Origin of the sequence: Mesorhizobium sp. LMG 17147, from assembly GCF_024297145.1 — a bacterium.
Lineage (GTDB): Bacteria > Pseudomonadota > Alphaproteobacteria > Rhizobiales > Rhizobiaceae > Mesorhizobium.
Genome location: NZ_JANCTC010000002.1, coordinates 552205 through 575682 on the forward strand (window position 1 = coordinate 552205; position 23478 = coordinate 575682).

Here is a 23478-nt window from a genome sequence, read left to right on the forward strand (position 1 = left end):
TTCACCGCTACGATAAGGCATGGCGCTTTTTGAACTCACCCTTGTCCTGCTTCTCATCGCGGTCGTCCTGACCGCGCTGTCGCGGCGTCTGCAGATTCCCTATCCTTCATTGTTGGCGCTGGCCGGCGCTGGCATCGCCTTCCTGCCGTTTGCCCCGACCATCGAGATCGACCCGGAGTTGGCGCTTGCTTTGTTCATCGCGCCGGTGCTGCTCGACGCCGCCTACGACACGTCGCTGCGCGATCTCAACCGCTACAAGGTTTCGCTCATCCTGCTGGCGCTTGGCGCCGTCATCTTCACCACGGTGACGGTCGCTCTGGTGGGCTGGACGATGGCAGGCCTGCCCGTCGCCGCCGCCATAGCGCTTGGCGCGATCGTGGCGCCGCCCGATGCGGTGGCAGCGGCGGCCGTGCTCGGACAGTTCAAGGTTCCGCACCGCATCACCGCCATCCTGGAAGGCGAGAGCCTTCTCAATGACGCGACGGCACTGCTGATCTACCGAATGTCGGTTTCCGCAGCCGCCGGCTCCATCCTGTTGAGCAGTGCCGTACCAATGATCCTGCTGTCGACGGTCGGCAGCCTTGCCGCAGGCTATGTGCTCGGCCGGTTGTCTCTCGCCATACTCGGCCGTATCGACGACCCGGCGAGCGGCACCGTGGTGCAATTCGCCTCAACCTTTGGCGTCTGGATCCTGGCCGACAGGATAGGGCTGTCCGCCATCATCACGATCGTCGTCTATGCCATGACGATCGCCCGTACATCGCCGCGCCGCATGCCGGCAAGGAATCGCGTCAGTTCCTACTCGGTCTGGGAGACGGCGGTGTTCGTGCTCAACGTCCTGGCCTTCGTCCTGATGGGCCTGCAAGCGCGATCGATTGTCGGTCGACTTGCCGAGCAAGGACAAAGCGAGGCGTTCGTGTTTGCCCTGGCGGTGCTGGCCATTGTCATCGTATCGCGGCTCGTCTGGGTGCTGGGCTGCGGCGCGATCCTCAGAGCGCTGGCACGTCTAGGCGACGAGGACAGGCGGAAGGACGCGCCGACATTTCGCGGCGGCGTGCTTATCGGCTGGTGCGGCATGCGCGGCCTGGTGACGCTTGCGGCAGCCTTCGCCTTGCCGGCCGACTTTCCGGGCCGTGATCCGATCGTGCTCGCCGCTTTCACGGTCGTGCTCGGCACGCTGGTGCTGCAAGGCGTCAGCCTGAAGCCGTTGCTCAGTGTGCTCAATCTCAAGCCCGACCAGACGGTCGACCGGGAGGTGGCGCAGGCGCGCGTCGCCATCATGCAGGCTGCGCTCGACGTGCTCAGCGGCAAGACGTCGAGCGCCGCGGGGGCGGTGCGCGAGCAATATGCCGCCCAGCGCGCCATTGCCGAGAACCCGGAGGATGCCCAGGCGGCGACCGAGTATGACAGGTTGCGTCTTTATGCCATCAAAAGCCAGCGCGATGCGCTGGAGCGCCTGCGCATCGACGGAACGATCGGCGACGAGGCCTACCACCGCCTCGAGGAAGAGATCGACTGGTCGGAACTGGCTGCATCCCCGCCCGGGCGGTTCCAGCCACTGACGACTTAGCATCTGGCCCAAGCTCCCTCCGTTCGGCTGCACATTGCAACCAATCCACCGAACGGCTACTGCCAGCAGGAAACTGAGCCGGATAAGCAATGAAGCTGGTCAGCTATAACATCCAGTACGGCTTCGGCGGCGATGGCCGCTACGATCTGGCGCGTTGCGCCAAGGTCGTCGCCGGCGCCGACATCATCGCCTTGCAGGAAGTCGAGCGGCACTGGTTACGCAGCAACGAGGACGACCAGCCGGAACTTCTTTCGCGATTGCTGCCCGACTACCATTGGGTCTACGGCCCGGCCTTCGACATGGATGCCAGCCAGCGGCGTGACGGCCGCATCGTCAACCGGCGGCGGCAATTCGGCACCATGGTTCTGTCTAAGCTGCCGATTGTCTGGTCGCGGCTGCACACGCTGCCGCTCAGGCGCACGCTGCGGCCGCTCAACACCCGCAACGCCGCACTTGAATGCATGATCCGCACCCCTGCCGGCCCGGTGCGGTTCTTTTCGCTGCATCTGGCGCATATCGCGGCCGAGGAGCGGCTGGAGCAGATCGACTATCTGCTGGCCGAGCATCGCCGCGCGCCGTCCGAGGGCGGCCCATGGAGCGGCACCGACGATGAACCGGCGCGCAACTGGAGCAATGGCGAACAGGAGCCAGAAAACCCCGTAGCGGCGATCTGGTTGGGCGACTTCAATATGGAGCCGGGTAGCGCCGAGTACCGCCGCATCGTCGGCAGCGCGCCCTATCATCGCGGTGCCGCCTATCTCGACGGTTTTGTCGACGCCGCCGCCGTCGCCAGCGAACCGACGTCGGACTTTCATACCCATGTGAAGTCCATCGACGGCAGGATCGCAAAGCGCCGGCTCGACCATTGCTTCGTCGGCGGCATGTTTGCCGGGCGCGTGCGCTCGGTCAGCGCCGAAATCGGCCAAATCGCCTCCGACCATTTTCCGCTCTGGGTCGATATCGACCTGGAGACGCCGATCGTCATAGGGACGGGCGGCGGATGAACCGCCGATGAGCCTGTTTGTCTTTTTCGCGGTGCTCGCCGCCGCTTCCATGCATGCGATCTGGAATGCGCTGGTCAAGGTCCATCTCGACCGTTTCCTGTCGATAACGCTGATGACGCTCGGCATGGGTGCCGCCGCGCTGGTGACGTTGCCCTTCGTCGAGGTGCCGAAGCCGGAAGTGTGGCCATACATCCTCGCCTCTGTTGTCTTCCACATGGGCTACCGGACGTTCCTGATCGGCGCCTACAAGGCCGGCGATTTCGCCCAGACCTATCCGCTGGCGCGCGGCACCGCGCCATTGCTGGCCGCTTTGGGGGGCGTTGTGGTGGTTGCCGAGATGCCGGCGCCGCTCGCCATTCTCGGCATTCTCTTGTTGTCGGCGGGCACGCTGGTGCTGTCGTTTCGCGGCGGTGCGCATCTGGAGAAATTGAACCTGCGCGCTGTCGGTTTCGCGTTGGGCACATCGATCTTCATCGCCAGCTATACGCTGTCGGACGGCAGCGGCGCGCGGCTGGCCGCCACCGCATCGAGCTATGCGGCCTGGCTGTTCGTCTGCGATGCGCTGTGGGCGCTGGTGCTTTGCGTCGTCTTTCGCGGCCCACAGGCGCTGCCGGTACTGGCCCGCGACTGGAAGGCAGGAATCTATACCGGCGTGCTCAGCGGCGGCGCCTACTGGATCGTGATGTGGGCGATGACCAAGGCGCCGATCGCCTCGGTGGCGTCGTTGCGCGAAACATCGATCCTGTTCGCCATGATGATCTCGGTGTTCGCGCTCGGCGAGAAGATGACGGCATGGCGGGGTGCCGCGGTGCTCAGCATCGTTGCCGGCGTGGTTGCGCTGAGAATGGGATAGTCACGCGATCTCCAGGTCGAACACCATCAGCCCGTCCGTGCCGCCTTCGAGCGCCGCGACCAGTCTTGCGCCGGCTCGCTGATGCGCTTCATGCTTGAGATAGGCATCGCGCGCGGCGGCATCGCGAAAGTCGATGGTGAAGCCGTGCGTGAAGCCGCGGGCGAAGGGTTCGGGGCTGGTGTTGGCGCCGAATTCGACCTTGCCCATGCCGTCGATCATCGCCCGCAACGCTTCGAGATCGGCATGGATCGCCGCCCGCTCGGCGTTAGCGACATCGTTGCGGACTCTGACGAAAACACAGTGCCGGATCATTCCTTGTCCCTCATGCCGCTCGGTTGGTGGAAAACACCGCCGGCGGCAGCGGCTCGCGGCCAAGGATCAGATCGGCGCCCTTTTCACCAACCATGACCGTCGGGGCATTGGTGTTGGAGGAGGGGATGCGCGGCATCACCGAGGCGTCGCAGACACGCAGGCCATCGATCCCACGTAACCTGAGCTCCGGCGTCACCACGCTCATCGCATCGTAACCCATGCGGCAGGTGCCGACCGGGTGGTGGTCGGTCTTGGAACTGCGGCAGGCGTAGTCGAACAGCTCGTCGCCGCTCTGCAGGTCGGGTCCCGGCAGTACCTCGCGCAGCACATAGGGCTGCAGCGCTTTCTGCCGCATGATCTCGCGCGCCAGCCTCAGCCCTTTGATCGACATGTCGCGGTCATAGGGATCGGACCAATAGTTCGGATCGATCAGCGGGCGGTCGGCCGGGTCGGCACTGTTCAGCCGCACCGTGCCGCGCGAGCGCGGGCGCAGGAAGGCCGAGTTCAGTGTCACGCCCGGATTGTTCAGCTTCTCGACGCCGGCCTCGATGCCGGAGCCGAGGCCGAGATGCAGCTGGATATCAGGAGAGGCGGCGGTCGGATCGGCGTACCAGAAGCCGCCGGTCTCGAACAGGCTGGAGGCCACCGGGCCTTTCTTCAGGAGCAGGTACTGAAGGCCGGCCCACGCCATCCAGTGCAGCTTGGCGTAGTTGTCGTAAGTGTGATCGCCGGTGCATTCGGCGATGACGAACAGGTCGAGATGATCCTGCAGATTGGAGCCGACGCCTGGCAGGTCGTGCACAGGCGTCACGCCGACCGCTTTCAAATGGTCGGCCGGGCCGATGCCCGACTGCATCAAAAGCTTCGGCGAGCCGATGGCGCCGGACGAGACGATCACCTCGCGTTCGGCGCGCAGGATCGCTGGCTGACCGCCCGGCCTGTCGACGATCTCGACGCCGATTGCGCGGCCCTTGTCAACGACGATGCGCGTCACCAGAACGCCGGTCCTGACCGTCAGGTTCTTGCGTTCGCGGATCGGCCGGAGATAGGCGACCGAGGCCGAAGAGCGTTTTGCGTCCTTCTGCGTCAATTGGTAATAGCCGACGCCCTCCTGGCTGGCGCCGTTGAAGTCGGGATTGAAGGGGATGCCCATCTCCTGCCCGGCGCGGAAATAGGCCTCGCAGATCGGCAGCGGCGCGATCGGGTTCGACACGCCGAGCGGGCCCTGGTCGCCGTGAAAATCGTTAGCATAACGTTGATTGTTCTCGGCGCGTTTGAAATAGGGCAGCACGTCGCGATAGCCCCAGCCGGCAAGCCCTTCTTCCTTCTCCCAGGCGTCGTAGTCGCGGGCGTTGCCACGCGTGTAGATCTGGGCGTTGATCGACGAGCCGCCACCGATCACCTTGGCCTGCGTGTATCGGAAGACGCGGTCCTTCATGTGCTTTTGCGGCACAGTCGACCAGCCCCAGGCGGCGATGCCCTTGGTCATCTTGGCAAAACCGGCCGGCATGTGGATCAGCGGATGCCAGTCCTTGCCGCCGGCTTCGAGCAGCAGCACCTGATGCGACGGATCTTCGCTCAGCCGGTTGGCGAGTACGCAGCCGGCCGGGCCGGCGCCGACGATTATGAAGTCGGTCATGGCATCACCTGTTCATAGCCTCGGCACCGACAGCGCGCCGTCAACATTGATGACCGAGCCGGTCGAAAAGCCGAGCTTGCCGCCGGCGAGCGCCGCCACGGCGGCACCGATATCCTGGCCCTCGCCCCAGCGCATCGCCGGCACCAGCCCGCTCTCGATCAGCGCGTCATATTTGGCGGTGACACCCGCGGTCATCTCGGTGCGGATGATGCCCGGCCGCACCTCGAACACGGCGATGTTTTCGGTGGCAAGCCGCAGCGCCAGGTTCTTCACCCACATCGAAAGCCCGGCCTTGGAAATGCAGTAGTCGGAACGTTCCGGCGAGGCCATGGCGGCACTGACCGAGGTGACGGTGATGATCGATCTCGCACCATCGCCCGGCAGGCCTAGCATCGCTTTGGCGACGGCCTGGCTGAGGAACACCGTGCCGCGCAGATTGATGCCGAGCACCCGGTCGAAATTTTCCGGCTTGAGCTCGAGCAGATCGCCGCGCAGGACACTGCCGATGCCAGCATTGTTGACCAGGCAGTCGATGCGGCCGAAGGCGCTTGTCGCGACATCGATCAGCGCTGCATGGCCGTCGAGGTCGGCGATGTCGCTGCTGGCATAGGCGAATTTCGCGCCGCGCCCGGTGATGTCGGCGGCGAGCCCGTCGGCGGCTTCGCCGGCAAGGTCGGCAACGAGGATGTCGAAGCCTGCATCGGCCAGCGCCTCGGCGCAAGCAAGGCCGATGCCGCGCGCGCCGCCGGTGACGATCGCTGCGGGGCGGCTCATGTTGCAAGCTCCGTCTTGCAGATGTGGTCGGCGACGCGCAGCGCCTGTGCGGCGATCGACAGCGCCGGATTGACGGCGGCCGAATTCGGCAGGAAGCCGGCATCGACGACGAACAAATTGCTGTGGTCGAAGGAGCGGCAGAACGGATCCAGAGGCGAGGTCGCTGGATCTTTGCCCATCTTCACCGTGCCGCACTGATGCGAGGGCGTGCGCTTGTCAAACGGACGCGACAGGATGATCGGATAGCCGCAGGCGCGGAAATTCTCGCGCATCACCTTGGTCAGTCCGTCGAGCGACTGCATGTTGGAGCGCCGCCACTGCATGACGATGTCCTTGCCGTCGAGCATGATGCGGCTCTCGGGATCGGGCAGGTCTTCGCACATCAGATACCAGTCGACGGCGTGGCCGGCCATGAAATCGAGCGCGAATTTGGGCGCGCGCCTGACATTGGCCTTAAGGATATTGCCGTCGATCTTGCCGAGGAGCTGGACATTGCCGAGCGGCTTGCCGCCCTTGCCGTCGGACAGATAATAATCGTTCAGCATCAGCGTCTTCTGGTAGACGGATTTGTTCCGGCGGCGTGGATCGATCGCCAGCATGGCGCTCGAATTGTGGTTCATGAAGTTGCGGCCGACCTGGTCGGAGCGGTTGGCCAGGCCTTTGCCACCGCCTTTGCCGTTAGGGGTGGGCGAGCGCAGCAGGATGGCGGCGGAATTGACCGCGCCGGCCGATAGGATGACCAGCTTTGGCGCGACTTTCTTCAGCGTACCGTTCTGGCGATAATGGACGGCCGCGATCGTCCGGGCATCCGGCGATGCCTCGAGATGTTCGACGTGGGCGCCGGTCTCGAGCTTGATGTTCTGGTCGGCAAGGGCCGACGCCAGCGGCCCCGTTTGCGCGTCGACCTTGCCGGCGCCAGTGTTGGGAAACGCGTCCCACGGCGTGCTGCCGTCTTTCAGCCAGGCTTCGATGTCGACGCCGAGCGGCAGCGATGCCGGGTGCAGGCCCAGGCTCCTGAGCTCGGCGCGGGCACGCGCGATCGGCGGCTCGTCCGGCACCGGCCCGAAAGGGTAGGGCATCGAGTGGAACGGCTCGGTCGGGTCTTCGCCGAGTGCACCGCGCACGCGGTACAGCTGCTCGGCCCTGGAATACCAGGGTTCGAATTCCTCGTAGGAAAACGGCCAGGCCGGCGAGATGCCGCCATAGTGCTCCATCTCCGAAAAGTCTTCCCTGCGGTAGCGGATCAGCACCGCGCCGTAGAATTTCGAATTGCCGCCGACATAGTAGTAATTGCCCGGGTTGAAAGGCGCTCCGCCGGCCTCGAGCCACATCTCCTTCGGCCTATAGTGGCCATCGACGAAGATCGCGCGGGTGTCGCGTGCGTGCGGGGTTGCCGGCAGGGCTTCGCCGCGCTCCAGCATCAGAATCGAGGCGCCACTGCCGGCAAGGCCGGAGGCGATCGTGGCGCCGCCGATGCCGGAGCCGATGATGACGATGTCTGGATTTGTCATGGCGGTCAGACGATGCGTTTCTCGGTCGCCGGATCGAAGAACACCGCCTTGGTCAGGTTGAAGGCGAGCGGCGTGACCGTGCCGGGCTGGATGTTGGCATCGGCGCGCAGCCGCGCCACCACCGCCTTGCCGCCGAGATTGGTGACCGCGAACGTATCCGAGCCGGCCGGCTCGATGACCTCGATGTGACAGTCGGCGCGGGCGATGTTCGAGGCGTTGCGTTCGGCCCCTTCGGGATCGGTCAGTGCTTCCGGGCGGACGCCGAAGATGATTGGTTTTCCGTGGAATGCCGACAGGCCGGCCGGCGCATTGGCCAGCGGCAGCGAGATCGGATGGCGCGCCTCGCGCTCCATGACGACCGAGAAGCCGGATCCGTTGCTGCCGATCGTCGCCGGGATCAGGTTCATCGCCGGCGAGCCCATGAAGTCGGCAACAAACAGGTTGACCGGATTGTTATAGATCTCGGCCGGCGTACCGAACTGCTGCACCTCGCCGTCGCGCATCACCGCGATCTTGGTGGCCAGCGTCATGGCCTCGATCTGGTCGTGGGTGACGTAGACGATGGTGGTGCCGGTGGTGGCGTGCAGGCGCTTGATCTCGATGCGCATGTCGACGCGCAGCTTGGCGTCGAGATTGGACAAAGGCTCATCGAACAGGAACAGCTTTGGATCGCGCACCAGCGCCCGACCCATGGCGACCCGCTGGCGCTGGCCGCCGGAAAGCTGGCTTGGCTTGCGCTTCAGCAAATGGCCGATCTGCAGGACCTTTGCCACCTTGTCGATCGCCTTCTGGCGCTCATCGGCCGGCACGCCGCGCATCTCCATGCCGAAGGCGATATTCCCGGCAACCGTCATGTTCGGATAGAGCGCATAGCTCTGGAACACCATGGCGATGTCGCGCTTGGAGGGGTGGAGATCGTTGATCGTGCGTCCGTCGACGCGGATTTCGCCTTCGGTGATGGTTTCCAGGCCGGCAATGGTGTTGAGCAGCGTGGACTTGCCGCAACCGGAAGGCCCGACCAGCACGAGGAAGCCGCCCTTTTCCAAGTCGAGGTCGATGCCTTTCAGGATCTCGACCGCTCCGAAACGCTTCTTCAGCCCGTCAATTTCCAGAAAAGCCATGCGATTATCCTTTGACGGCGCCGGCCATAAGGCCGCGCACGAAATAGCGGCCGGCGAGCACATAGACGAGGAGCGTCGGCAGCGCGGCGATCATCGCCGCCGCCATGTTGACGTTGTATTCGACGACGCCGGTCGAGGTGTTGACGACATTGTTCAGCGCCACCGTCATCGGCATCACGTCGCCGGAGCCGGCATAGGCGGAGGCGAAGAGGAAGTCGTTCCAGATGTTGGTGAACTGGTAGATCACCGTCACCACGATGATCGGCAGCGAGTTGGGCAGCATGATGCGCCGGAAGATCTGGAAGAAGCTGGCGCCGTCGATCTGCGCCGCCTTCACCAGCTCGTTCGGAAACGCTTCGTAATAATTGCGGAAGAACAGGGTGGTGAAGCCGATGCCGTAGACGACGTGAACGAACACCAGGTTCACGGTTGGATTGCCGAAGCCGAAGGTGAAGCCGGTCGCGTTCTGCAGCTTGACGCCGAACCGGCCGAGGCTGCCGAGGATCGTTGCCATGGGCAAGAGCACGGACTGGAACGGGATGAAGCAGGCAAACAGCATCAGCCCGAACACCAGCGTCGCCCCGCGAAAGCGCCACTTCGTCAGCACATAGCCGTTGAGCGCGCCGAGCAGCGTCGAGATGATGACCGCCGGAACCACCATCTTGATCGAGTTCCAGAAATAGCCCTTCATGCCGACGCAGGTGAGACCCGAGCAAACTTCGCTCCACGCCCTGATCCAGGGTGCGAAGGTCGGCGCCTGCGGCAGCGCCAGCATGTTGCCGTTCTGGATCTCGTCCATGGTCTTGAACGAGGTCACCAGCATGACGAACAGCGGCATCAGATAGAACAGCGCAAACAGCGCCAGCAGCCCGTAGATGACGATACGGTTGACCGTCCTGGCGCTGATACCGCCTGTGCTTTGGCGAGCAGGAGTGGCTATGGCGCTCATCGCGGCTTCTCCCGAAGCTCGGAATAGAGATAGGGAACGATGATCGCGGTGATGGTCATCAGCATGATCACGGCGCTAGCCGAGCCGACGGCCATTTCGTTGCGCTTGAAGGTGTACTCATACATGAAGTTCGACGGCAGCCAGGCCGAGCCGCCCGGCCCGCCGCTGGTCAGCGCGACGACCAGATCGTAGGACTTGATGGCGAGATGCGCGAGGACGATCAAGGCGGACAGGAAGATCGGCCGCAGCAGCGGGATGACGATGCGACGGTAGAGCTGGAAGGTGGTTGCACCGTCGATCTGCGCCGCCTTCAGGATCTCGCCGTCGATGCCGCGCAGCCCGGCCAGGAACATCGCCATGATGAAGCCTGACGCCTGCCAGACACCGGCGATGACCACAGTGTAGATGACGAAGTCCTTGTTCTTGATCCAGTCGAAATGGAAGCTCGTCCAGCCCCATTGGTGCAGCGTCTGCTCGAGGCCAAGGCCCGGGTCGAGAAACCATTTCCAGGCAACGCCGGTGACGATGAAGGACAGTGCCATCGGGTAGAGATAGATCGGCCGCAACATGCCTTCGCCGCGGATCTTCTGGTCAAGCAGGATCGCCAGGAACAGCCCGAGCGCCAGGCAGATGGAAATATAGAGGAAGCCGAAAATCCCCATATTGGTGATCGAGGTGTACCAGGAGGACGGCGGATCGCTTTCGAAAGTCCAGCGCCACAGCCGCTGATAGGCGCGTGGCCCGGTGATCGCATAGGAGGGAAAGGTCTTGGAATTGGTGAAGGACAGATAGATCGTCCACAGGATGAAGCCGTAGACGAAGACGATGGTGGCGGCGAAGCTCGGCGCCAGCACGAGCTTCGGCAGCGCATCCTGCAGGCGCGAGCGCACCGAAGCGCCCGGACGGGCGTCGTGCTCCGGCGTCAGCGTGATACTGGTTTCAGCAACTATGCTCATCGATCCATTCCGTATGGCGGGTCCGGAATTCTGTCGTCGCGGCCTCTGCGGCACGAAGCGTGCCGGTCAGCGCAACCGCAAAACCCCTCCGCAGGGGATCTCCCCGGCTTGCGCCGGGGAGATCACTGACGCAGCGGCCTTACTTGGCGTCTTCGATCGCGCTGACCAGTTGGGTCACCGCCTCGTCCGAGGTCTTGATCTGGCCGTGGACGAACTTCGAGACGACATCCTTGTAGGCGTTGGCAACCGCCGGAGGGGCGCCGTAGCCTTGCGCCAGCGAGCCGAACAGCGTGCCGCCTTCATTGGCGGCCTTCAGGTCGGCCATGCCCTTCTTGCCGCAGGCGTCGAAGTCGGTGTCCGGCACGTCGGTGCGGGCCGGGACGGAGCCCTTGACGACGTTGAAGGCCGACTGGAAGCTCTTCGACAGAGTTGCGGTGGCCAGAGCGATCTGGGCGGCCTTGCGGTCTTCCGGAACCTTGAACATGCCGAACATGTCGGAGTTGTAGATCACGCTGCCGTCGGTGCCCGGGAAGCGATAGCAGAGAAAGTCGGTGCCCGGGACCTTCTTGGCGGCGTTGAATTCGCCCTTGGCCCAGTCACCCATCACCTGCACCAGCGCATCGCCCTTGATGACCATGGCGGTGGCGAGATTCCAGTCCCGGCCCGAGAAGTTCGGGTCGACATAGGTGACGAGCTTGGCGAGATTGTCGAACGACTTCTTCATCGTGTCGGACTTGAGGGATTCCTCGTCGAGGTCGTTGAAGGCCTTCTTGTAGAACTCAGGCCCGCCGGTCGACAGCACGACCGAGTCGAACATGGTCGCTTCCTGCCAGTTCTGGCCGCCCAGCGCGAGCGGGATGACGCCCGCCGCCTTGGCCTTGTCGAGCAGCGCGATGAAGTCGTCGAAGGTCTTGGGCTCGGTGCCGCCGATCTTGTCCATCACCGCCTTGTTGATCCACAGCCAGTTGACAGAGTGGACGTTGACCGGAGCCGCGACCCACTTGCCGTCATAGACCGAGAATTTCTGCAGGGCGGCGGGAACGGATTTGTCCCAGCCTTCCTTTATCGCCGTCTCGGTCAGGTCGCCCATGACGCCGGCCGCGGCGTAGTCGAGCACGGTATAGCCAAGCATCTGCGAGGCGGTCGGGTAGTTGCCGGCCGCCACCATCGCCTTCAGCGCGGTCATGGCGGCGTCGCCGCCACCGCCGGCCACCGGCACGTCCTTCCAGGCAAAGCCTTCCTTGGCCAGATCCTGCTTGAGCACGTTCAGAGCGGCAGCTTCGCCGCCCGACGTCCACCAATGCAGCATCTGGACTTCCTTGACGTCCTCGGCATGGGCCGCGAACGCAACGCCCGCTGCGAGAGCCGTCCCGATAAGCAGTTTGCGCAACATGTACTTCCTCCCTTGTTGAACTTACAACGACCGGCGAATGGCCACCGGGTTCTTCCCAACTCAGCCGACCCACCATCCGGTGCGCTGGCCGCGATGAAACTGGATTGTCTTTTCCTCGGTATAATCCTCAACGGCGCGCTTGCCGAGTTCGCGTCCGAGACCGGACTGCTTGTAGCCACCGAAAGGCAGTTCGGGATAACCTTCCATGAACGTGTTCACCCAAACGGTTCCCGAACGCACATTCCGCGCCACCGACATGCAGGTATCGATGCTGGCGCTCCACACGCCCGCCGACAGACCATAGGGCGTGTTGTTGGCGATGCGCAACGCCCTTTCAATCGATTCAAAAGTCAGCACCGAGAGCACCGGCCCGAACACTTCCTCGCGCGCAATGGCCATGTCTTCGGTGACGTCGCGAACGATGGTTGGATCAAGATACTGGCCGGCGCTCGCAGCAAGCTGCTTGCCGCCGCTATAGATCCGGCCGCCGCCGTTTTCCGCTGCCGTCACGTAGCCGGTGACCTTGGCCATGTGGTCGGCGGAGATCATCGCGCCGACCTTGGTGCGGTCGTCGAGCGGGTCGCCAACAGTCACCTTGGCGGTGAGGGCTTTGACGGCGCCGAGGAAGTCGTCGGCGATCGCCTCATGGACGATCAGCCGGCTGCCGGCATTGCAGCATTCGCCGGCATTGAAAAAGCCGCCGAATACCGCCGCGTCGGCGGCGGCATCGAGGTCGGCATCGGGAAAGACGATCTGGCCGTTCTTGCCGCCGAGCTCCATCGAGACTTTCTTCAGCGAGTTGGCGGCAGACGCCATGGTCATCCTGCCGACCCGGGTAGAGCCGGTGAACGACACCATCTCGACCAGCGGATGGCTGACCATCGGTGCGCCGACATCGGCGCCCAGACCGGCAAGGATGTTGACGACGCCGTCCGGCAGGCCGGCCTGCATCAGGATCTCGCCGAGCACGAAAGTCGAGGCCGAGGTCATCTCGCTCGGCTTGATCACCGCCGTGCAGCCGGCGGCGAGCGCGAAGGGCAGTTTCTGGCTGACGATAAGGAACGGGAAATTCCACGGCGTGATGATGGAGACGACGCCGATCGGTTCGCGCAGCACGACGCCGAGCATGGCGTCGCCGAGATTGGCGTAGCTTTCGCCGTGAAGCGTGCGGGCAAGTGCCGCGGCATAACGCCAGATATCGATGGCGCCGCCGATCTCGCCGCGCGCTTGGGCAATCGGCTTGCCGGATTCCAGCGCGTCGAGCCGGGCAATCTCGTCCAGCCGCGCCTCGATCAGGTCAGCTGCCTCGAGCAGGATCGCGGCGCGTTCGGCGGCCTTCATGCGCGGCCACGGGCCGGTCTCGAAGGCCTTGTGCGCGGCCTGTACCGCAGCCTCGACGTCCGCCGCGCCGGCCTGTGCATAGCGCGAGACGGTGAAGCCGTGGCCGGGGCTGCTGCGCTCCAGCGTGCGGCCGTCCCGAGCGTCGACGAACTTGCCGTCGATCAGCAGCCGGTAGCTTTTCGGCGCTGCGGCTGCCTCGGCGGGCATGGCGATGTTGAGAGGTGCGTTCATGTGAGTTTCAGGTTCCTAAGATCTTGAGAAGGCCGGTTTCTGCTTGGCGCTGAAAGCCTCGACGCCGGTCCTGAGATCGCTTGTCAGCGCGATGAAGCCGCTGGCCAGCGCTTCGGTCGCGGCAGCACTCTCTTCGCCCTCCGCGATGGCAATCATCAGCTTGGCGGCTTCGGTCGCGAGCGGGCCGCGCTCGGCGATCTTGCCGGCCCAGGCCTTGGCTTCGGCGAACGCCTTACCGGTCTCGACCACCCGGTCGACAATCCCCAGAGCAAGAGCCTCGGTAGCCAGAAACACTTCGCCGCCGAGCGCCATCCGCCGCACCGCCTGCGCGCCGAAGCGGCGCACGGCGCGCTGGGTGCCGGACCAGCCGGGAACGACGCCGATCGAGGTTTCGGGGAACCCCAGCTTCATCTGTGTTTCCGCCACGCGGAAGTCTGCAGCCGCCGCCAGTTCCAGCCCGCCGCCCAGCGCATGGCCGGCAAGCACGGCAATCGTCGGCTGCCGCAGCTGCGCCAGCCGATCAAAGACGCGGTGGCCGTAGCGCACCCATTGCACCTGGAAATCGGCGGCGCTCATTTCTGCCCAAGCCTCGACATCGCCGCCGGCGCAAAAGCCCTTGCCTTCGCCGCAGATCAGCACGACGCGGACGGTCTGCGCCGCCTCGGCTTCGTCGAGCGCTGCTTCCAACCCCCGCAGCATCGGAATGTCGAGCGCGTTGAATTTCGCCGGCCGGCGCAGCGTGACAATGCCTATGGCGCCGTCGGTTTCAAAGGTAACCAGACGCTCAGCCATGTGCGCCTCCAAGCGACGCGCCGCCATTGAGCGATAGGCCGATCGGCCGGTCCCGGTAGAGCGCATCCGGTGTGATTTTCAGGTCGTTGGCGACGGCGAGCGGGATCTCGGCCTGCGCCAGCACATCGCGCTCGAGGTCGATCCCCGGCGCCAACTCGGTCACCATCAGCCCCGCCGGCGTCAGCTTCATCACGCAGCGCTCGGTGACATAGGTGACATCCTGTCCCTGCGCGACGGCACGCTTGCCCGAGAAGGAGATATGCTCGACCTCGCCGACGACTTTCTTGACCTTGCCCTCCTTGTCGATGCGGATGCCGCCATCAGCAAGCGACAGCTTGGCGCCGGCGTTGAAGAAACCGGAAAAGACGATCTTCTTCGCCCGAGCGGTGATGTCGACGAAACCGCCGGCGCCGGCGGTGACATGCGGTCGCGCCGAAAGCCTGGACACGTTGACCGAGCCGTGGCGGTCGATCTGCAGGAAGGACAGCAGCGAAGCGTCGAAGCCGCCAGCCTGGAAATAGATGAACTGGTGCGGAGAGGGCATGAAGGCGTCGGCATTCGACGAGCAGCCGAACTTGAAGTCGAGCAGCGGCACGCCGCCGACCGCACCCTGTTCGATGACCCAGGTGACCTTGCCGTGCTGGCCTTCCTCGATCAGGATACGCGGCACGTTGGCCGAGATGCCGAAGCCGATATTGACCGCCATGCCGTCGGCAAGCTCCATGGCGACGCGGCGGGCGATGACCTTCTGGACGTTCATCTCGGCGTTGCGAAAGCTCGACAGCGGCCGGAAAATCTCGCCGGAGATGGCCGGATCGTAGGGCGTCAGCGTCGTCTGCAACTGGTCGGGCGCCACGACGATATGATCGACCAGCACGCCGGGCACGCGCACATCGTGTGGCTTCAGCGTGCCGTTCTCGACGACGCGCTTGACCTGCGCGATGACGATGCCGCCATTGTTGCGGGCGGCCAGCGCCTGTTCGAGGCCGCCGAGATAGGCACCTTCATGCTCATAGGTGAGGTTGCCGCGCTCGTCGGCGGTGGTGGCGCGAATGACCGCGACCTGCGGCACGATCGCGCGGAAATAGAGCCACTCCTCGCCATCGAACTGCTGCACCGAAACGATCGGCTCGCTGGCGGCAGCATTCATGGCGCAGCCCTGGTGGCGCGGGTCGGCGAAGGTGTCGAGCCCGACCTTGGTCAGCACGCCGGGACGCTTGGCGGCGGCTTCGCGATGCATGTCGAACAGGATGCCGGACGGCACGTTGTAAGCAGCGACCGAATTGTCGCCGATCATCTTCCAGATCTGCGGTGGTTCGGAAGATGACGGCCCGGAAGGATAGGACCCGCACAAAGTGCGCTTCAACAGGCCGGGCTTGGCTAAGTGATCGATGCCCTTGATGCCGTACATGTCACCGGCGGCGATCGGGTGCAGCGTCGTGATGTCCTTGGGATGGCCTTCGGCGTCGAAGCGCTCGCCGATCGCGGCAAGCACCGCATCCGGGCAGCCGAGGCCGCTCGACGACGACACGGAAACGACCACGCCATCCCTGATCAGGCCGGCAGCCTCAGCCGCGGACACGAGCTTGCTCATCCAGCACTCCCGAGCTTCGGGTCGATGGCAACGGCCTTGCCGGACCTGGCCGATTGCAATGCCGCTTCGGCTGATGTCAGCGACCAGACGCCGTCCTCGCCGGTGGCGGAAGGCTGGCCCTCGCCACGGATTGCGGCGTGGAATTGGCGCAGCGAACGGGCATAGAGATCTTCGCGGTCGAAGCTCAATTCCTCCTCGCCCTTTGCCGTTCGAAGCAATACCGAGCCGACCGGCTTCTGCGTCATCACATCCCTGGCGATCAGCGAGCCTTCGCTGCCATGCACCTCGAAGCCGGTGCCGGCGAATCTGGTGGTGAAGCCCTCATGCGACTGGGCGATGACGCCCGATGCGAAGCGCCAGAGGCACATGGCGCCGTCTTCCAGCCCGCCGGCGGCCATGCCGGCCGATTGCGTGAACGCCGAGATCTCGACGGGATCGTCGCCGAGCACGAAGCGCAGCGTGTCGGCATCGTGGACGGTGATGTCGAGCACCACGCCGCCGCCGGCGTCCGGCCTGGTGATGCGCCAGCCCTGCAGGTTTTCCGGCAGATAGACGGAGTGGAAGACGCGCGCGGCGATCGGTCTGCCGATGCGGCTGGCAGCGATCGCTTCGCGCATCGCCCGATGCGAGCCCGCATTGCGCAGGTGGTGATTGGTGCCGAGCACGACGCCGGCGGCCCTGGCCGCCGCGACGATCTTGCGGGCGTCGGCGCTGGTCAGCGCCAGTGGTTTTTCGCAAAGCACATGCTTTCCCGCTTCGATGGCGGCGAGTGCCTGTTCGAGATGCAATTCGTTGGTGGTCGAGATGTAGACGGCGTCGATGTCGGAGCCGAGCAATTCATCAAGCGTCGAGACCGCCGCCGGAATGCGGTTTTCCCGAGCATAGGCGGCAGCCCGCTCCGGGCTGGAGCTCATCACTGCGGCGATTTCGCCGTCCGGCTGCGCGCGGATGGCGCCGATCATGAACTGTCTTGCGATCGTGCTGGCGCCGATCAGCCCCCAACTGACGGTCATGCCGCGTCTCCCATTCCTGCGCAGCCATGCTCCTTGCGATCAGGGCCGCAGCTCTCCCTGACTACGAGGTTGACGGCGCCGATATGATCCTCGGCGCGCGTGGTGCGCGACTGGATCATCTTCAGCACGACATGGGCGGCGCGCTCGCCGAGGCCGGCGGTGTTCACCGCGACGCTGGTCAGCGCCGGCATGTAGTGCTCGGCCTCGGCCACGTCGTCGAAGCCGACGACGGCAAAGTCCGCGCCGGGCTCAAGGCCGCGCTTGCGCAGCGCCAGCAAGACGCCGAAGGCGACCGCATCGTTGAAGCAAAGGGCCGCGGTCGGCGGCGCGGCCATGGCAAGCGCGGTTTCCAGGCAGGCAATGCCGCCCTTGCGGCTGGTTTCGCCCTCAAAGACCAGCCTGTCGGCTGGTGCGATGCCGAACGCTTCACAGGCCGCGCGAAAGCCGCCCAGCCGCTCGTGGTAGACGACAAGGTCGGACGAGCCGCCGAAGAAGGCCAGCCGGCGGTGGCCCTTGCCGATCAGATGGGCGGTGGCAAGATAGGCGCCGCGATGATTGTCGGGCGTGATCACCGGGATGCGGCTTTCCGGGAGGCGGCGCATGACGAAAACGACCGGAACGCCTGCAGTCTCAAGGCGGCGGAACGCGCCAGGCGTGGTGCCGCGCGCCGGCGACACGACGAGCCCGGCGACACCCTGCTCCATCAGCGATTTCAGAACCTCTTCCTGGCGCACCGGGCTCTCCGCCGTGTTGGCGATGAAAGGCACGATGCCGGCCGACTGGAAGACGCGCTCCATTCCGACCGCCATCTCGGCGAAAAACGGATTGGTAAGATCGTTGATGACCATGCCGATGACGTTGGAATGGGCCTTGCGCAGATTGGCGGCGCCGCGGTTGTAGACATAGCCGACATCCTCGATCGCCTTGCGCACCTTGAGCGCGGTCTCAGGCCGGATCAGCCGGCTGCCTTGCAACACCAGCGATACCGTCGATTTGGACACGCCCGCCTCACGGGCGATGTCGAGTATCGTTGCCTTGGCCCGGCTGGCCATCCAGATCTGTCCTCCCGGCGGTTTCTTATGCGATTTTATTGGAACGATCTAATCTCTGCGAGGCATTTGAGTCAATCGTGTTTTTGCGAACCCGAGAAAAATGCGGCTCAGTGGGTGCAATCGTCTCCTAAACACGGCTTTCACCTGCTGCGATGCAGCAATTTGAGCTGCGCGAGGCAGGGCGGCAAAGTCTCTTGATTTATTGGAACGTTCCATTTAATAGGCGCTGGGAAGGAGAGAGCCATGGACATCACCTTGCCCGGGAAAGGCGGCGGCCGCGTCCTCTACCGGCTTATCGGCCAGCCGGTGCAGCCTGTGGCCGGCGCGCGGTTCTCGCGTATCGCCTACGCCGCGGCCCATGTCGTCGCCGATCCTTTCGCCATGACCAATCCATGGTCGAGGCCCGCGGTCGACTGGGACAAGACGATGGCGTTTCGCCATCACCTCTGGCGGCTCGGCTTCCGTGTCGCCGAAGCGATGGATACCTCGCAGCGCGGAATGGGCTTCGACTGGGTGAATGCCAGGGAATTGATCCGCCGCTCGATCGCCGAGGCGCGGAGCGTCGAGGGCGCCACTCTCGCGTCAGGCGCAGGCACCGACCATCTGACGCCGGGGGCGGCGAGCACGCTCGACGATGTCATCGCGGCCTATGAGGAGCAGTTCGGGTTCATCGAAGGGCTTGGCGGCAAGGCGATCATGATGGCCAGCCGCGCGCTTGCGGCGATCGCCAAAGGCCCCGACGATTATGCCCGCGTCTACGACCGCATCCTGTCCCAGGCATCCGGCAAGGTCATCCTGCACTGGCTGGGCGACATGTTCGATCCGGCGCTGAAAGGCTACTGGGGCAGCAGCGATTTCGAAACTGCGCTCGAGACGGTGATCGCCATCATCGAACGCCACGCCGGCACGGTCGAGGGCATTAAGATATCGATGCTCGATGCCGGCAAGGAGATCGCGCTCAGGCACCGGCTGCCCGAGGGCGTGGTGATGTTCACCGGCGACGACTTCAATTACGCCGAGCTGATCGCCGGCGACGGCGACAGACATTCGCACGCGCTGCTCGGCATTTTCGATGCGATCGCGCCGGTCGCCAATGCAGCGCTGGCAAAGCTGGCCGCCGGCGACCGCGCCGGCTATGACACGCTGATGGCGCCGACAGTGCCGCTGTCGCGCAAAATCTTCGAGGCGCCGACCGAATATTACAAGGCCGGCATCGTCTTCATGGCATGGCTGAACGGCCACCAGGAGCATTTTTCGATGATCGGCGGCATGCAATCGGCGCGCGGCATCCGCCACTATTCCGATGTCTTTCGCCTTGCCGACCAGGCAGGGTTGCTGGCCGACCCCGAGCTTGCCATTGCCAGAATGACAAGCCTCTGCGCGGTAGCGGGCGTCTGATCGCGAGCGCTACAGCGTCCGATCCAAAGGTTGCTTCGCGTGGCTTTGCGATTTGCCTTGTCTGGGCAAATCTGTATGCGGTATGCGTCCGGCAACAGAGAAGCCGATCCGGCGCTCCGCCGGCCAACTGGCATAGCTGCCGTTCTGCATTGGGGTAAGCTGATGACCTTCGACCTTCAGGGCAAGCGTGTTTTCGTGGCCGGACATCGCGGCATGGTCGGCTCGGCCATCCTGCGCCGATTGGCCGACGAGGATTGCGAGCTCCTGACCGCCTCGCGCGCCGAGCTCGATCTTCTCGACCAGTCCGGCGTGCGGCACTGGATGGCCGACCGCAAGCCGGATGCAGTGGTGATGGCGGCGGCCAAGGTTGGCGGTATCCTGGCCAACAACAGGCTTCCGGTCGATTTTCTGCAGGACAATCTCGTCATGCAGAACAATGTCATCGACAGCGCCTTCCGCAACGAGGTGCAGAAGCTGCTGTTTCTCGGTTCATCCTGCATCTATCCCAAATTCGCGGCGCAGCCGATCTCCGAGGACGCCTTGCTGACCGGGCCGCTCGAGCCCACCAACGAATGGTATGCGATCGCCAAGATCGCCGGGCTGAAACTGTGCCAGGCCTATCGGCGCCAGTACGGTGTCGACTACATCTCGGCGATGCCGACCAATCTCTACGGTCCGGGCGACAATTTCGACCTCAATTCCAGCCATGTCGTGCCCGCTCTGATGCGCAAGGCGCACGAGGCCAAGCGCGCCGGCCGCAAGAGCCTGGAGGTGTGGGGATCAGGCACGCCGATGCGTGAATTCCTGCATGTCGACGACGCCGCCGACGCGCTGGTCTGGCTGCTGAAGAATTATTCGGGCGACAGCCACATCAATGTCGGCTCGGGGGAAGACATCACCATTGCCGACCTTGCCCGCACCATCGTGTCGGTCGCCGGCGCCGATGCCGCAATAACATTCGATGCGACGAAGCCGGACGGCACGCCGCGCAAGCTGATGGACGTGTCGCGCCTGTTCGCCACCGGCTGGCGCCCGCGCTACTCGCTGCGCAGCGGATTGGAACAGACCTATGCGTGGTTTCTCCAGCACGTCGAGACCGGTGATCTCCGCCTCGGCGCGGCCTGAGGCTGGAATAGGCAAGCTCGGCATCAGGATCGGATGAGGCCGGGAACGACAGCCGATGAAAATACCTACGGTCAATCGAGGGATTGTCTGGATGGTGGGCGTGACAGGGATTGAACCTGTGACCCCTGCAATGTCAATGCAGTGCTCTCCCGCTGAGCTACACGCCCATCCGAAGCCGCGCATACACCATTTTTGGTTCTGCACGTCAATAGCGGGAAAGGGGAAAGAATGGCCGGCTTGCGGCGTTGGTCAAGACGCGACAAAAAGCGCGTCAGGCGGCCTGCAGCATCTTTTCGACTTCGTTGACGAGGTCGCGCAGGTGGAACGGCTTCGATAGCACCTTGGCGTCTTTCGGCGCCTTGGAGTCAGGGTTCAGGGCGACGGCGGCGAAGCCGGTGATGAACATCACCTTGAGGTCGGGATCGATCTCGGTAGCGCGGCGGGCGAGCTCGATGCCATCCATCTCGGGCATGACGATGTCGGTCAAAAGCAGCGAAAAAGGCTCCTCGCGCAGCCGCTCATAGGCACTGGCGCCATTGTCGAAATCGCTGACCTGATAACCGGCGCGCTCCAGCGCCTTGACGAGGAACCGGCGCATGTCGTCGTCGTCTTCCGCCAGCAGAATGCGTGCCATCTTGTCCCGTCCGAATCACCCAACCGCCCGTTAACCATGCTGTATATGAGGAGGTGACGGTAAACATCAAGTGAACGTTGGGCGCACAATCCTGATTTGGCTGACGCTTCGGCGGCTGGACATGCGGGCGGCGAGGTGGCACTTTCCTATCATGATGCATTGGTATTCCCGGGTTCGTTCAAATTGAAAACGGCAGCCGAGGATTTTTCGGTCGTTCCACCCTTCGAAATCCGATCGGGCGCCGAACAGCGCGTTCCCTTCCTCTTCAACTCGCCGCATAGCGGCCGCTACTATCCGGACCGGTTCATGGCGATGGCCAAGCTGGACCGCAACGCGATCCGTCGCTCCGAGGACTGCTATGTCGAGGAATTGTTCGGCGGTGCCGTCGCGCTAGGGGCGCCGATGCTGGCGGCAAACTTCCCGCGTGCCTATCTCGACGTCAACCGGGAGCCGTGGGAACTCGACCCGCGCATGTTCGCCGAACCGGTGCCGTCATTCTGCAACATCCGCTCAGCGCGGGTGGCCGGCGGACTCGGCACCGTGCCCAAGCTTGTAGGCGAGGGGCTCGACATCTATTCCGGCCGCTTGCCGCTGGCGGAAGCCGTGGCGCGCATCGAAGCGGTCTACAAGCCCTATCACGAGACGCTGAAACGGCTCTTGACCAGAACCCATGCGCGCTTCGGCTATGCCGTGCTGATTGACTGCCACTCGATGCCGGCAAGTATAAGGGTCGGCGACAGCGGATTGCGGCCGGATTTCATCGTCGGCGACCGTTTCGGCATCTCGGCCGCGGCGGCGTTGACCGAAACCGCGATCGGCCTGCTCACCGGCATGGGTTACAGCGTCGCCCACAACAAGCCCTATGCCGGAGGCTTCATCACGGAGCACTATGGCCGGCCCGTGCGCCATCTGCATGCGCTGCAGATCGAGGTCAATCGCGGGCTCTACATGAATGAGCGGACGTTCCAGAGATCATCTGGTTTCGACGCCCTGGCGGACGATCTGGCGCGGTTTTCAGCCGAACTGATGGCGATGCCCGATCACAATTTCATGGATCTGCCTCTGGCCGCAGAATAGCGCCGAAATCGCGGCACTCGCCGCTCATGCGGCATAAAAAAAGACCGCATCGTTTGCACGACACGGTCGAAGTCTAGGGAGGAAACGCCCAAGGAGGGCATGGACAGGAACCCTGTCCGAGAACAAACGTATTGTGCGCTGCACAAATGTCAAGGCGCGTTCCGGGTTTTTTAATTCACTGTGAAGTGGAAATTGCATTTCCACGATGATTGCGTTGCATTCGAGCAACAGTTAGCGTCCAGCGAAAAGCTCCGAACGCCCTTGTTTCGGCACAAACGCCCTTGTTTCGGCATAAAACCGTGGGCTAACGGGCATCTCAAACATGCTGGAGCGGGAGAATCAGTTGGACGTCAGCATCGAGTTCATGCGGCGCGTTGCGCATGCCGCCGCAGCCGAGACCTTGCCGCGCTTTCGCAATCAGGGCGCGGTCACCAACAAGGAGCGCGGCAGCTTCGACCCCGTCACCGAAGCCGACCGCGAGGCCGAGCGGGCCATCCGGGCGCTGATCAACGCGCAATACCCCGATCACGGGATCCTCGGCGAGGAGCATGGCAGCGAAAACATCTCCAGCCGGCATGTCTGGGTGATCGATCCGATCGATGGAACACGCGCCTTCATTTCCGGCCTGCCGGTATGGGGAACACTGGTCGGGCTGACGGTCGACGGCGACGCCGTCGCCGGCATGATGTCGCAGCCCTTCACCGGCGAGCTGTTCTACGCCAATGCCTCCGGCTCGCACTATGAAGGTCCGGGTGGCCCACGAAAACTCGCAACGCGCAAGACGACGAATCTCGCCGAGGCGACGCTGTTCACGACCACGCCGGCGCTGTTCAAGGGAGACGCGCGCCTGCGCTACGACCTGTTCGAGCAACAGGTCCAACTCGCCCGTTACGGCACCGACTGCTATGCCTTCGCCATGGTGGCGGCGGGCAGCGTCGATATCGTTGCCGATCCCGGATTGAAACCCTACGACATCGTCGCGCTGATCCCGATCATCGAGAAGGCAGGCGGCGTTGTCACCACCTTCGAAGGCGGGCCGGCGGAAAACGGCGGCGACATCCTGGCGGCGGCGACACCGGAACTGCACGCGGCGGCGATGGCGGCGCTGCGCGGCTAGGCATCCGGTGCACCCACGCGTC

The 23478-nt window shown here is 64.1% G+C and carries 21 protein-coding genes and 1 tRNA gene; 7 read left to right on the forward strand and 15 right to left on the reverse strand.

Translation table 11 applies throughout. The features are described 5' to 3' along the window. Positions 1-19 precede the first annotated feature (19 nt). From NMG46_RS06635 to NMG46_RS06645, 3 genes are all read left to right on the forward strand, one after another. Positions 20-1570 carry a sodium:proton antiporter gene (locus tag NMG46_RS06635; RefSeq protein ID WP_254816898.1) on the forward strand — a complete coding sequence of 517 codons (1551 nt, stop codon included), beginning with the start codon at positions 20-22 and terminating at the stop codon, positions 1568-1570. An 89-nt stretch (positions 1571-1659) separates the two neighbouring features. After that, positions 1660-2574: an endonuclease/exonuclease/phosphatase family protein gene (locus NMG46_RS06640; RefSeq protein WP_254816899.1), complete on the forward strand. Its 915-nt coding sequence runs from the start codon at positions 1660-1662 to the stop codon at positions 2572-2574. 7 nt (positions 2575-2581) lie between these two features. Further along, entirely contained in the window at positions 2582-3427 is an 846-nt protein-coding gene (locus NMG46_RS06645) for an EamA family transporter (RefSeq protein ID WP_023675361.1), read from the forward strand. On the opposite strand, the gene NMG46_RS06650 is transcribed toward NMG46_RS06645, so the two are convergent. The 13 genes from NMG46_RS06650 to NMG46_RS06710 form a co-directional block, all read right to left on the reverse strand. After that, the gene (locus NMG46_RS06650) at positions 3428-3739 is read right to left on the reverse strand and encodes a Dabb family protein (protein WP_254816900.1); all 312 of its coding nucleotides are present in this window, start codon (positions 3737-3739) and stop codon (positions 3428-3430) included. A 10-nt stretch (positions 3740-3749) separates the two neighbouring features. Further along, the gene (locus tag NMG46_RS06655; protein WP_254816901.1) at positions 3750-5378 is read right to left on the reverse strand and encodes a GMC family oxidoreductase; all 1629 of its coding nucleotides are present in this window, start codon (positions 5376-5378) and stop codon (positions 3750-3752) included. 12 nt (positions 5379-5390) lie between these two features. Then, entirely contained in the window at positions 5391-6152 is a 762-nt protein-coding gene (locus NMG46_RS06660) for a 3-ketoacyl-ACP reductase (RefSeq protein WP_254816902.1), read from the reverse strand. Next, positions 6149-7663: a GMC oxidoreductase gene (locus NMG46_RS06665; RefSeq protein WP_254816903.1), complete on the reverse strand. Its 1515-nt coding sequence runs from the start codon at positions 7661-7663 to the stop codon at positions 6149-6151. The genes NMG46_RS06660 and NMG46_RS06665 overlap by 4 nt, the downstream gene beginning before the upstream one ends. 5 nt (positions 7664-7668) lie before the next feature. Next, positions 7669-8784 carry an ABC transporter ATP-binding protein gene (locus tag NMG46_RS06670; RefSeq protein ID WP_254816904.1) on the reverse strand — a complete coding sequence of 372 codons (1116 nt, stop codon included), beginning with the start codon at positions 8782-8784 and terminating at the stop codon, positions 7669-7671. 4 nt (positions 8785-8788) lie between these two features. After that, a complete protein-coding gene (locus NMG46_RS06675) occupies positions 8789-9733 on the reverse strand; it encodes a carbohydrate ABC transporter permease (protein WP_254816905.1) in 945 nt (314 codons plus the stop codon). Next, positions 9730-10689 carry a carbohydrate ABC transporter permease gene (locus NMG46_RS06680; protein WP_254816906.1) on the reverse strand — a complete coding sequence of 320 codons (960 nt, stop codon included), beginning with the start codon at positions 10687-10689 and terminating at the stop codon, positions 9730-9732. The genes NMG46_RS06675 and NMG46_RS06680 overlap by 4 nt, the downstream gene beginning before the upstream one ends. Before the next feature lie 139 nt (positions 10690-10828). Beyond that, positions 10829-12082 carry an ABC transporter substrate-binding protein gene (locus tag NMG46_RS06685; RefSeq protein ID WP_254816907.1) on the reverse strand — a complete coding sequence of 418 codons (1254 nt, stop codon included), beginning with the start codon at positions 12080-12082 and terminating at the stop codon, positions 10829-10831. Between the two features lie 60 nt (positions 12083-12142). Next, complete coding sequence (locus tag NMG46_RS06690; protein WP_254816908.1) at positions 12143-13654, reverse strand: aldehyde dehydrogenase family protein; 1512 nt, start codon at positions 13652-13654, stop codon at positions 12143-12145. Between the two features lie 15 nt (positions 13655-13669). Next, positions 13670-14446, reverse strand: a complete 777-nt coding sequence (locus NMG46_RS06695; protein ID WP_254816909.1) for an enoyl-CoA hydratase/isomerase family protein — start codon at positions 14444-14446, stop codon at positions 13670-13672. Continuing rightward, on the reverse strand, positions 14439-16040 hold the full coding sequence (locus NMG46_RS06700; protein ID WP_254816910.1) for an acyl CoA:acetate/3-ketoacid CoA transferase: 1602 nt from the start codon (positions 16038-16040) through the stop codon (positions 14439-14441). Before NMG46_RS06700 ends, NMG46_RS06695 begins: the two co-directional genes overlap by 8 nt. Continuing rightward, a complete protein-coding gene (locus NMG46_RS06705; RefSeq protein ID WP_254816911.1) occupies positions 16037-17053 on the reverse strand; it encodes a Gfo/Idh/MocA family protein in 1017 nt (338 codons plus the stop codon). The genes NMG46_RS06700 and NMG46_RS06705 overlap by 4 nt, the downstream gene beginning before the upstream one ends. Continuing rightward, positions 17050-18105 carry a LacI family DNA-binding transcriptional regulator gene (locus NMG46_RS06710; protein ID WP_254816912.1) on the reverse strand — a complete coding sequence of 352 codons (1056 nt, stop codon included), beginning with the start codon at positions 18103-18105 and terminating at the stop codon, positions 17050-17052. Before NMG46_RS06710 ends, NMG46_RS06705 begins: the two co-directional genes overlap by 4 nt. 243 nt (positions 18106-18348) lie before the next feature. Here NMG46_RS06710 and NMG46_RS06715 point away from each other — a divergent pair, with 243 nt between their 5' ends. Both NMG46_RS06715 and NMG46_RS06720 read left to right on the forward strand, forming a co-directional pair. Then, a complete protein-coding gene (locus NMG46_RS06715; protein ID WP_254816913.1) occupies positions 18349-19503 on the forward strand; it encodes a dihydrodipicolinate synthase family protein in 1155 nt (384 codons plus the stop codon). A gap of 162 nt (positions 19504-19665) precedes the next feature. Further along, the gene (locus tag NMG46_RS06720) at positions 19666-20628 is read left to right on the forward strand and encodes a GDP-L-fucose synthase (protein ID WP_254816914.1); all 963 of its coding nucleotides are present in this window, start codon (positions 19666-19668) and stop codon (positions 20626-20628) included. Between the two features lie 92 nt (positions 20629-20720). Here NMG46_RS06720 and NMG46_RS06725 read toward each other — a convergent pair. Both NMG46_RS06725 and cpdR read right to left on the reverse strand, forming a co-directional pair. Then, a tRNA-Val gene (locus NMG46_RS06725) sits at positions 20721-20795 on the reverse strand. 104 nt (positions 20796-20899) lie between these two features. Continuing rightward, positions 20900-21262, reverse strand: a complete 363-nt coding sequence (gene cpdR, locus NMG46_RS06730) for a cell cycle two-component system response regulator CpdR (protein WP_006199474.1) — start codon at positions 21260-21262, stop codon at positions 20900-20902. A gap of 135 nt (positions 21263-21397) precedes the next feature. Here cpdR and NMG46_RS06735 point away from each other — a divergent pair, with 135 nt between their 5' ends. Then, entirely contained in the window at positions 21398-22339 is a 942-nt protein-coding gene (locus NMG46_RS06735) for an N-formylglutamate amidohydrolase (RefSeq protein ID WP_254816915.1), read from the forward strand. A 343-nt stretch (positions 22340-22682) separates the two neighbouring features. Continuing rightward, positions 22683-23456, forward strand: a complete 774-nt coding sequence (gene hisN, locus NMG46_RS06740; protein ID WP_254816916.1) for a histidinol-phosphatase — start codon at positions 22683-22685, stop codon at positions 23454-23456. The last annotated feature ends 22 nt before the right edge of the window (positions 23457-23478 follow it).

Excerpts from the sequence above, each read along its gene's own strand:
- NMG46_RS06675 (WP_254816905.1), bottom strand. The coding sequence starts at position 9,733 with ATGAGCGCCATAGCCACTCCTGCTCGCCAAAGCACAGGCGGTATCAGC.
- NMG46_RS06695 (WP_254816909.1), bottom strand. The coding sequence starts at position 14,446 with ATGGCTGAGCGTCTGGTTACCTTTGAAACCGACGGCGCCATAGGCATT.
- NMG46_RS06655 (WP_254816901.1), bottom strand. The coding sequence starts at position 5,378 with ATGACCGACTTCATAATCGTCGGCGCCGGCCCGGCCGGCTGCGTACTC.
- NMG46_RS06710 (WP_254816912.1), bottom strand. The coding sequence starts at position 18,105 with ATGGCCAGCCGGGCCAAGGCAACGATACTCGACATCGCCCGTGAGGCG.
- NMG46_RS06640 (WP_254816899.1), top strand. The coding sequence starts at position 1,660 with ATGAAGCTGGTCAGCTATAACATCCAGTACGGCTTCGGCGGCGATGGC.
- NMG46_RS06635 (WP_254816898.1), top strand. The coding sequence starts at position 20 with ATGGCGCTTTTTGAACTCACCCTTGTCCTGCTTCTCATCGCGGTCGTC.
- NMG46_RS06645 (WP_023675361.1), top strand. The coding sequence starts at position 2,582 with ATGAGCCTGTTTGTCTTTTTCGCGGTGCTCGCCGCCGCTTCCATGCAT.
- NMG46_RS06665 (WP_254816903.1), bottom strand. The coding sequence starts at position 7,663 with ATGACAAATCCAGACATCGTCATCATCGGCTCCGGCATCGGCGGCGCC.
- NMG46_RS06690 (WP_254816908.1), bottom strand. The coding sequence starts at position 13,654 with ATGAACGCACCTCTCAACATCGCCATGCCCGCCGAGGCAGCCGCAGCG.
- cpdR (WP_006199474.1), bottom strand. The coding sequence starts at position 21,262 with ATGGCACGCATTCTGCTGGCGGAAGACGACGACGACATGCGCCGGTTC.
- NMG46_RS06720 (WP_254816914.1), top strand. The coding sequence starts at position 19,666 with ATGACCTTCGACCTTCAGGGCAAGCGTGTTTTCGTGGCCGGACATCGC.
- NMG46_RS06670 (WP_254816904.1), bottom strand. The coding sequence starts at position 8,784 with ATGGCTTTTCTGGAAATTGACGGGCTGAAGAAGCGTTTCGGAGCGGTC.
- NMG46_RS06715 (WP_254816913.1), top strand. The coding sequence starts at position 18,349 with ATGGACATCACCTTGCCCGGGAAAGGCGGCGGCCGCGTCCTCTACCGG.
- NMG46_RS06700 (WP_254816910.1), bottom strand. The coding sequence starts at position 16,040 with ATGAGCAAGCTCGTGTCCGCGGCTGAGGCTGCCGGCCTGATCAGGGAT.
- NMG46_RS06685 (WP_254816907.1), bottom strand. The coding sequence starts at position 12,082 with ATGTTGCGCAAACTGCTTATCGGGACGGCTCTCGCAGCGGGCGTTGCG.
- NMG46_RS06680 (WP_254816906.1), bottom strand. The coding sequence starts at position 10,689 with ATGAGCATAGTTGCTGAAACCAGTATCACGCTGACGCCGGAGCACGAC.
- NMG46_RS06660 (WP_254816902.1), bottom strand. The coding sequence starts at position 6,152 with ATGAGCCGCCCCGCAGCGATCGTCACCGGCGGCGCGCGCGGCATCGGC.
- NMG46_RS06705 (WP_254816911.1), bottom strand. The coding sequence starts at position 17,053 with ATGACCGTCAGTTGGGGGCTGATCGGCGCCAGCACGATCGCAAGACAG.
- NMG46_RS06650 (WP_254816900.1), bottom strand. The coding sequence starts at position 3,739 with ATGATCCGGCACTGTGTTTTCGTCAGAGTCCGCAACGATGTCGCTAAC.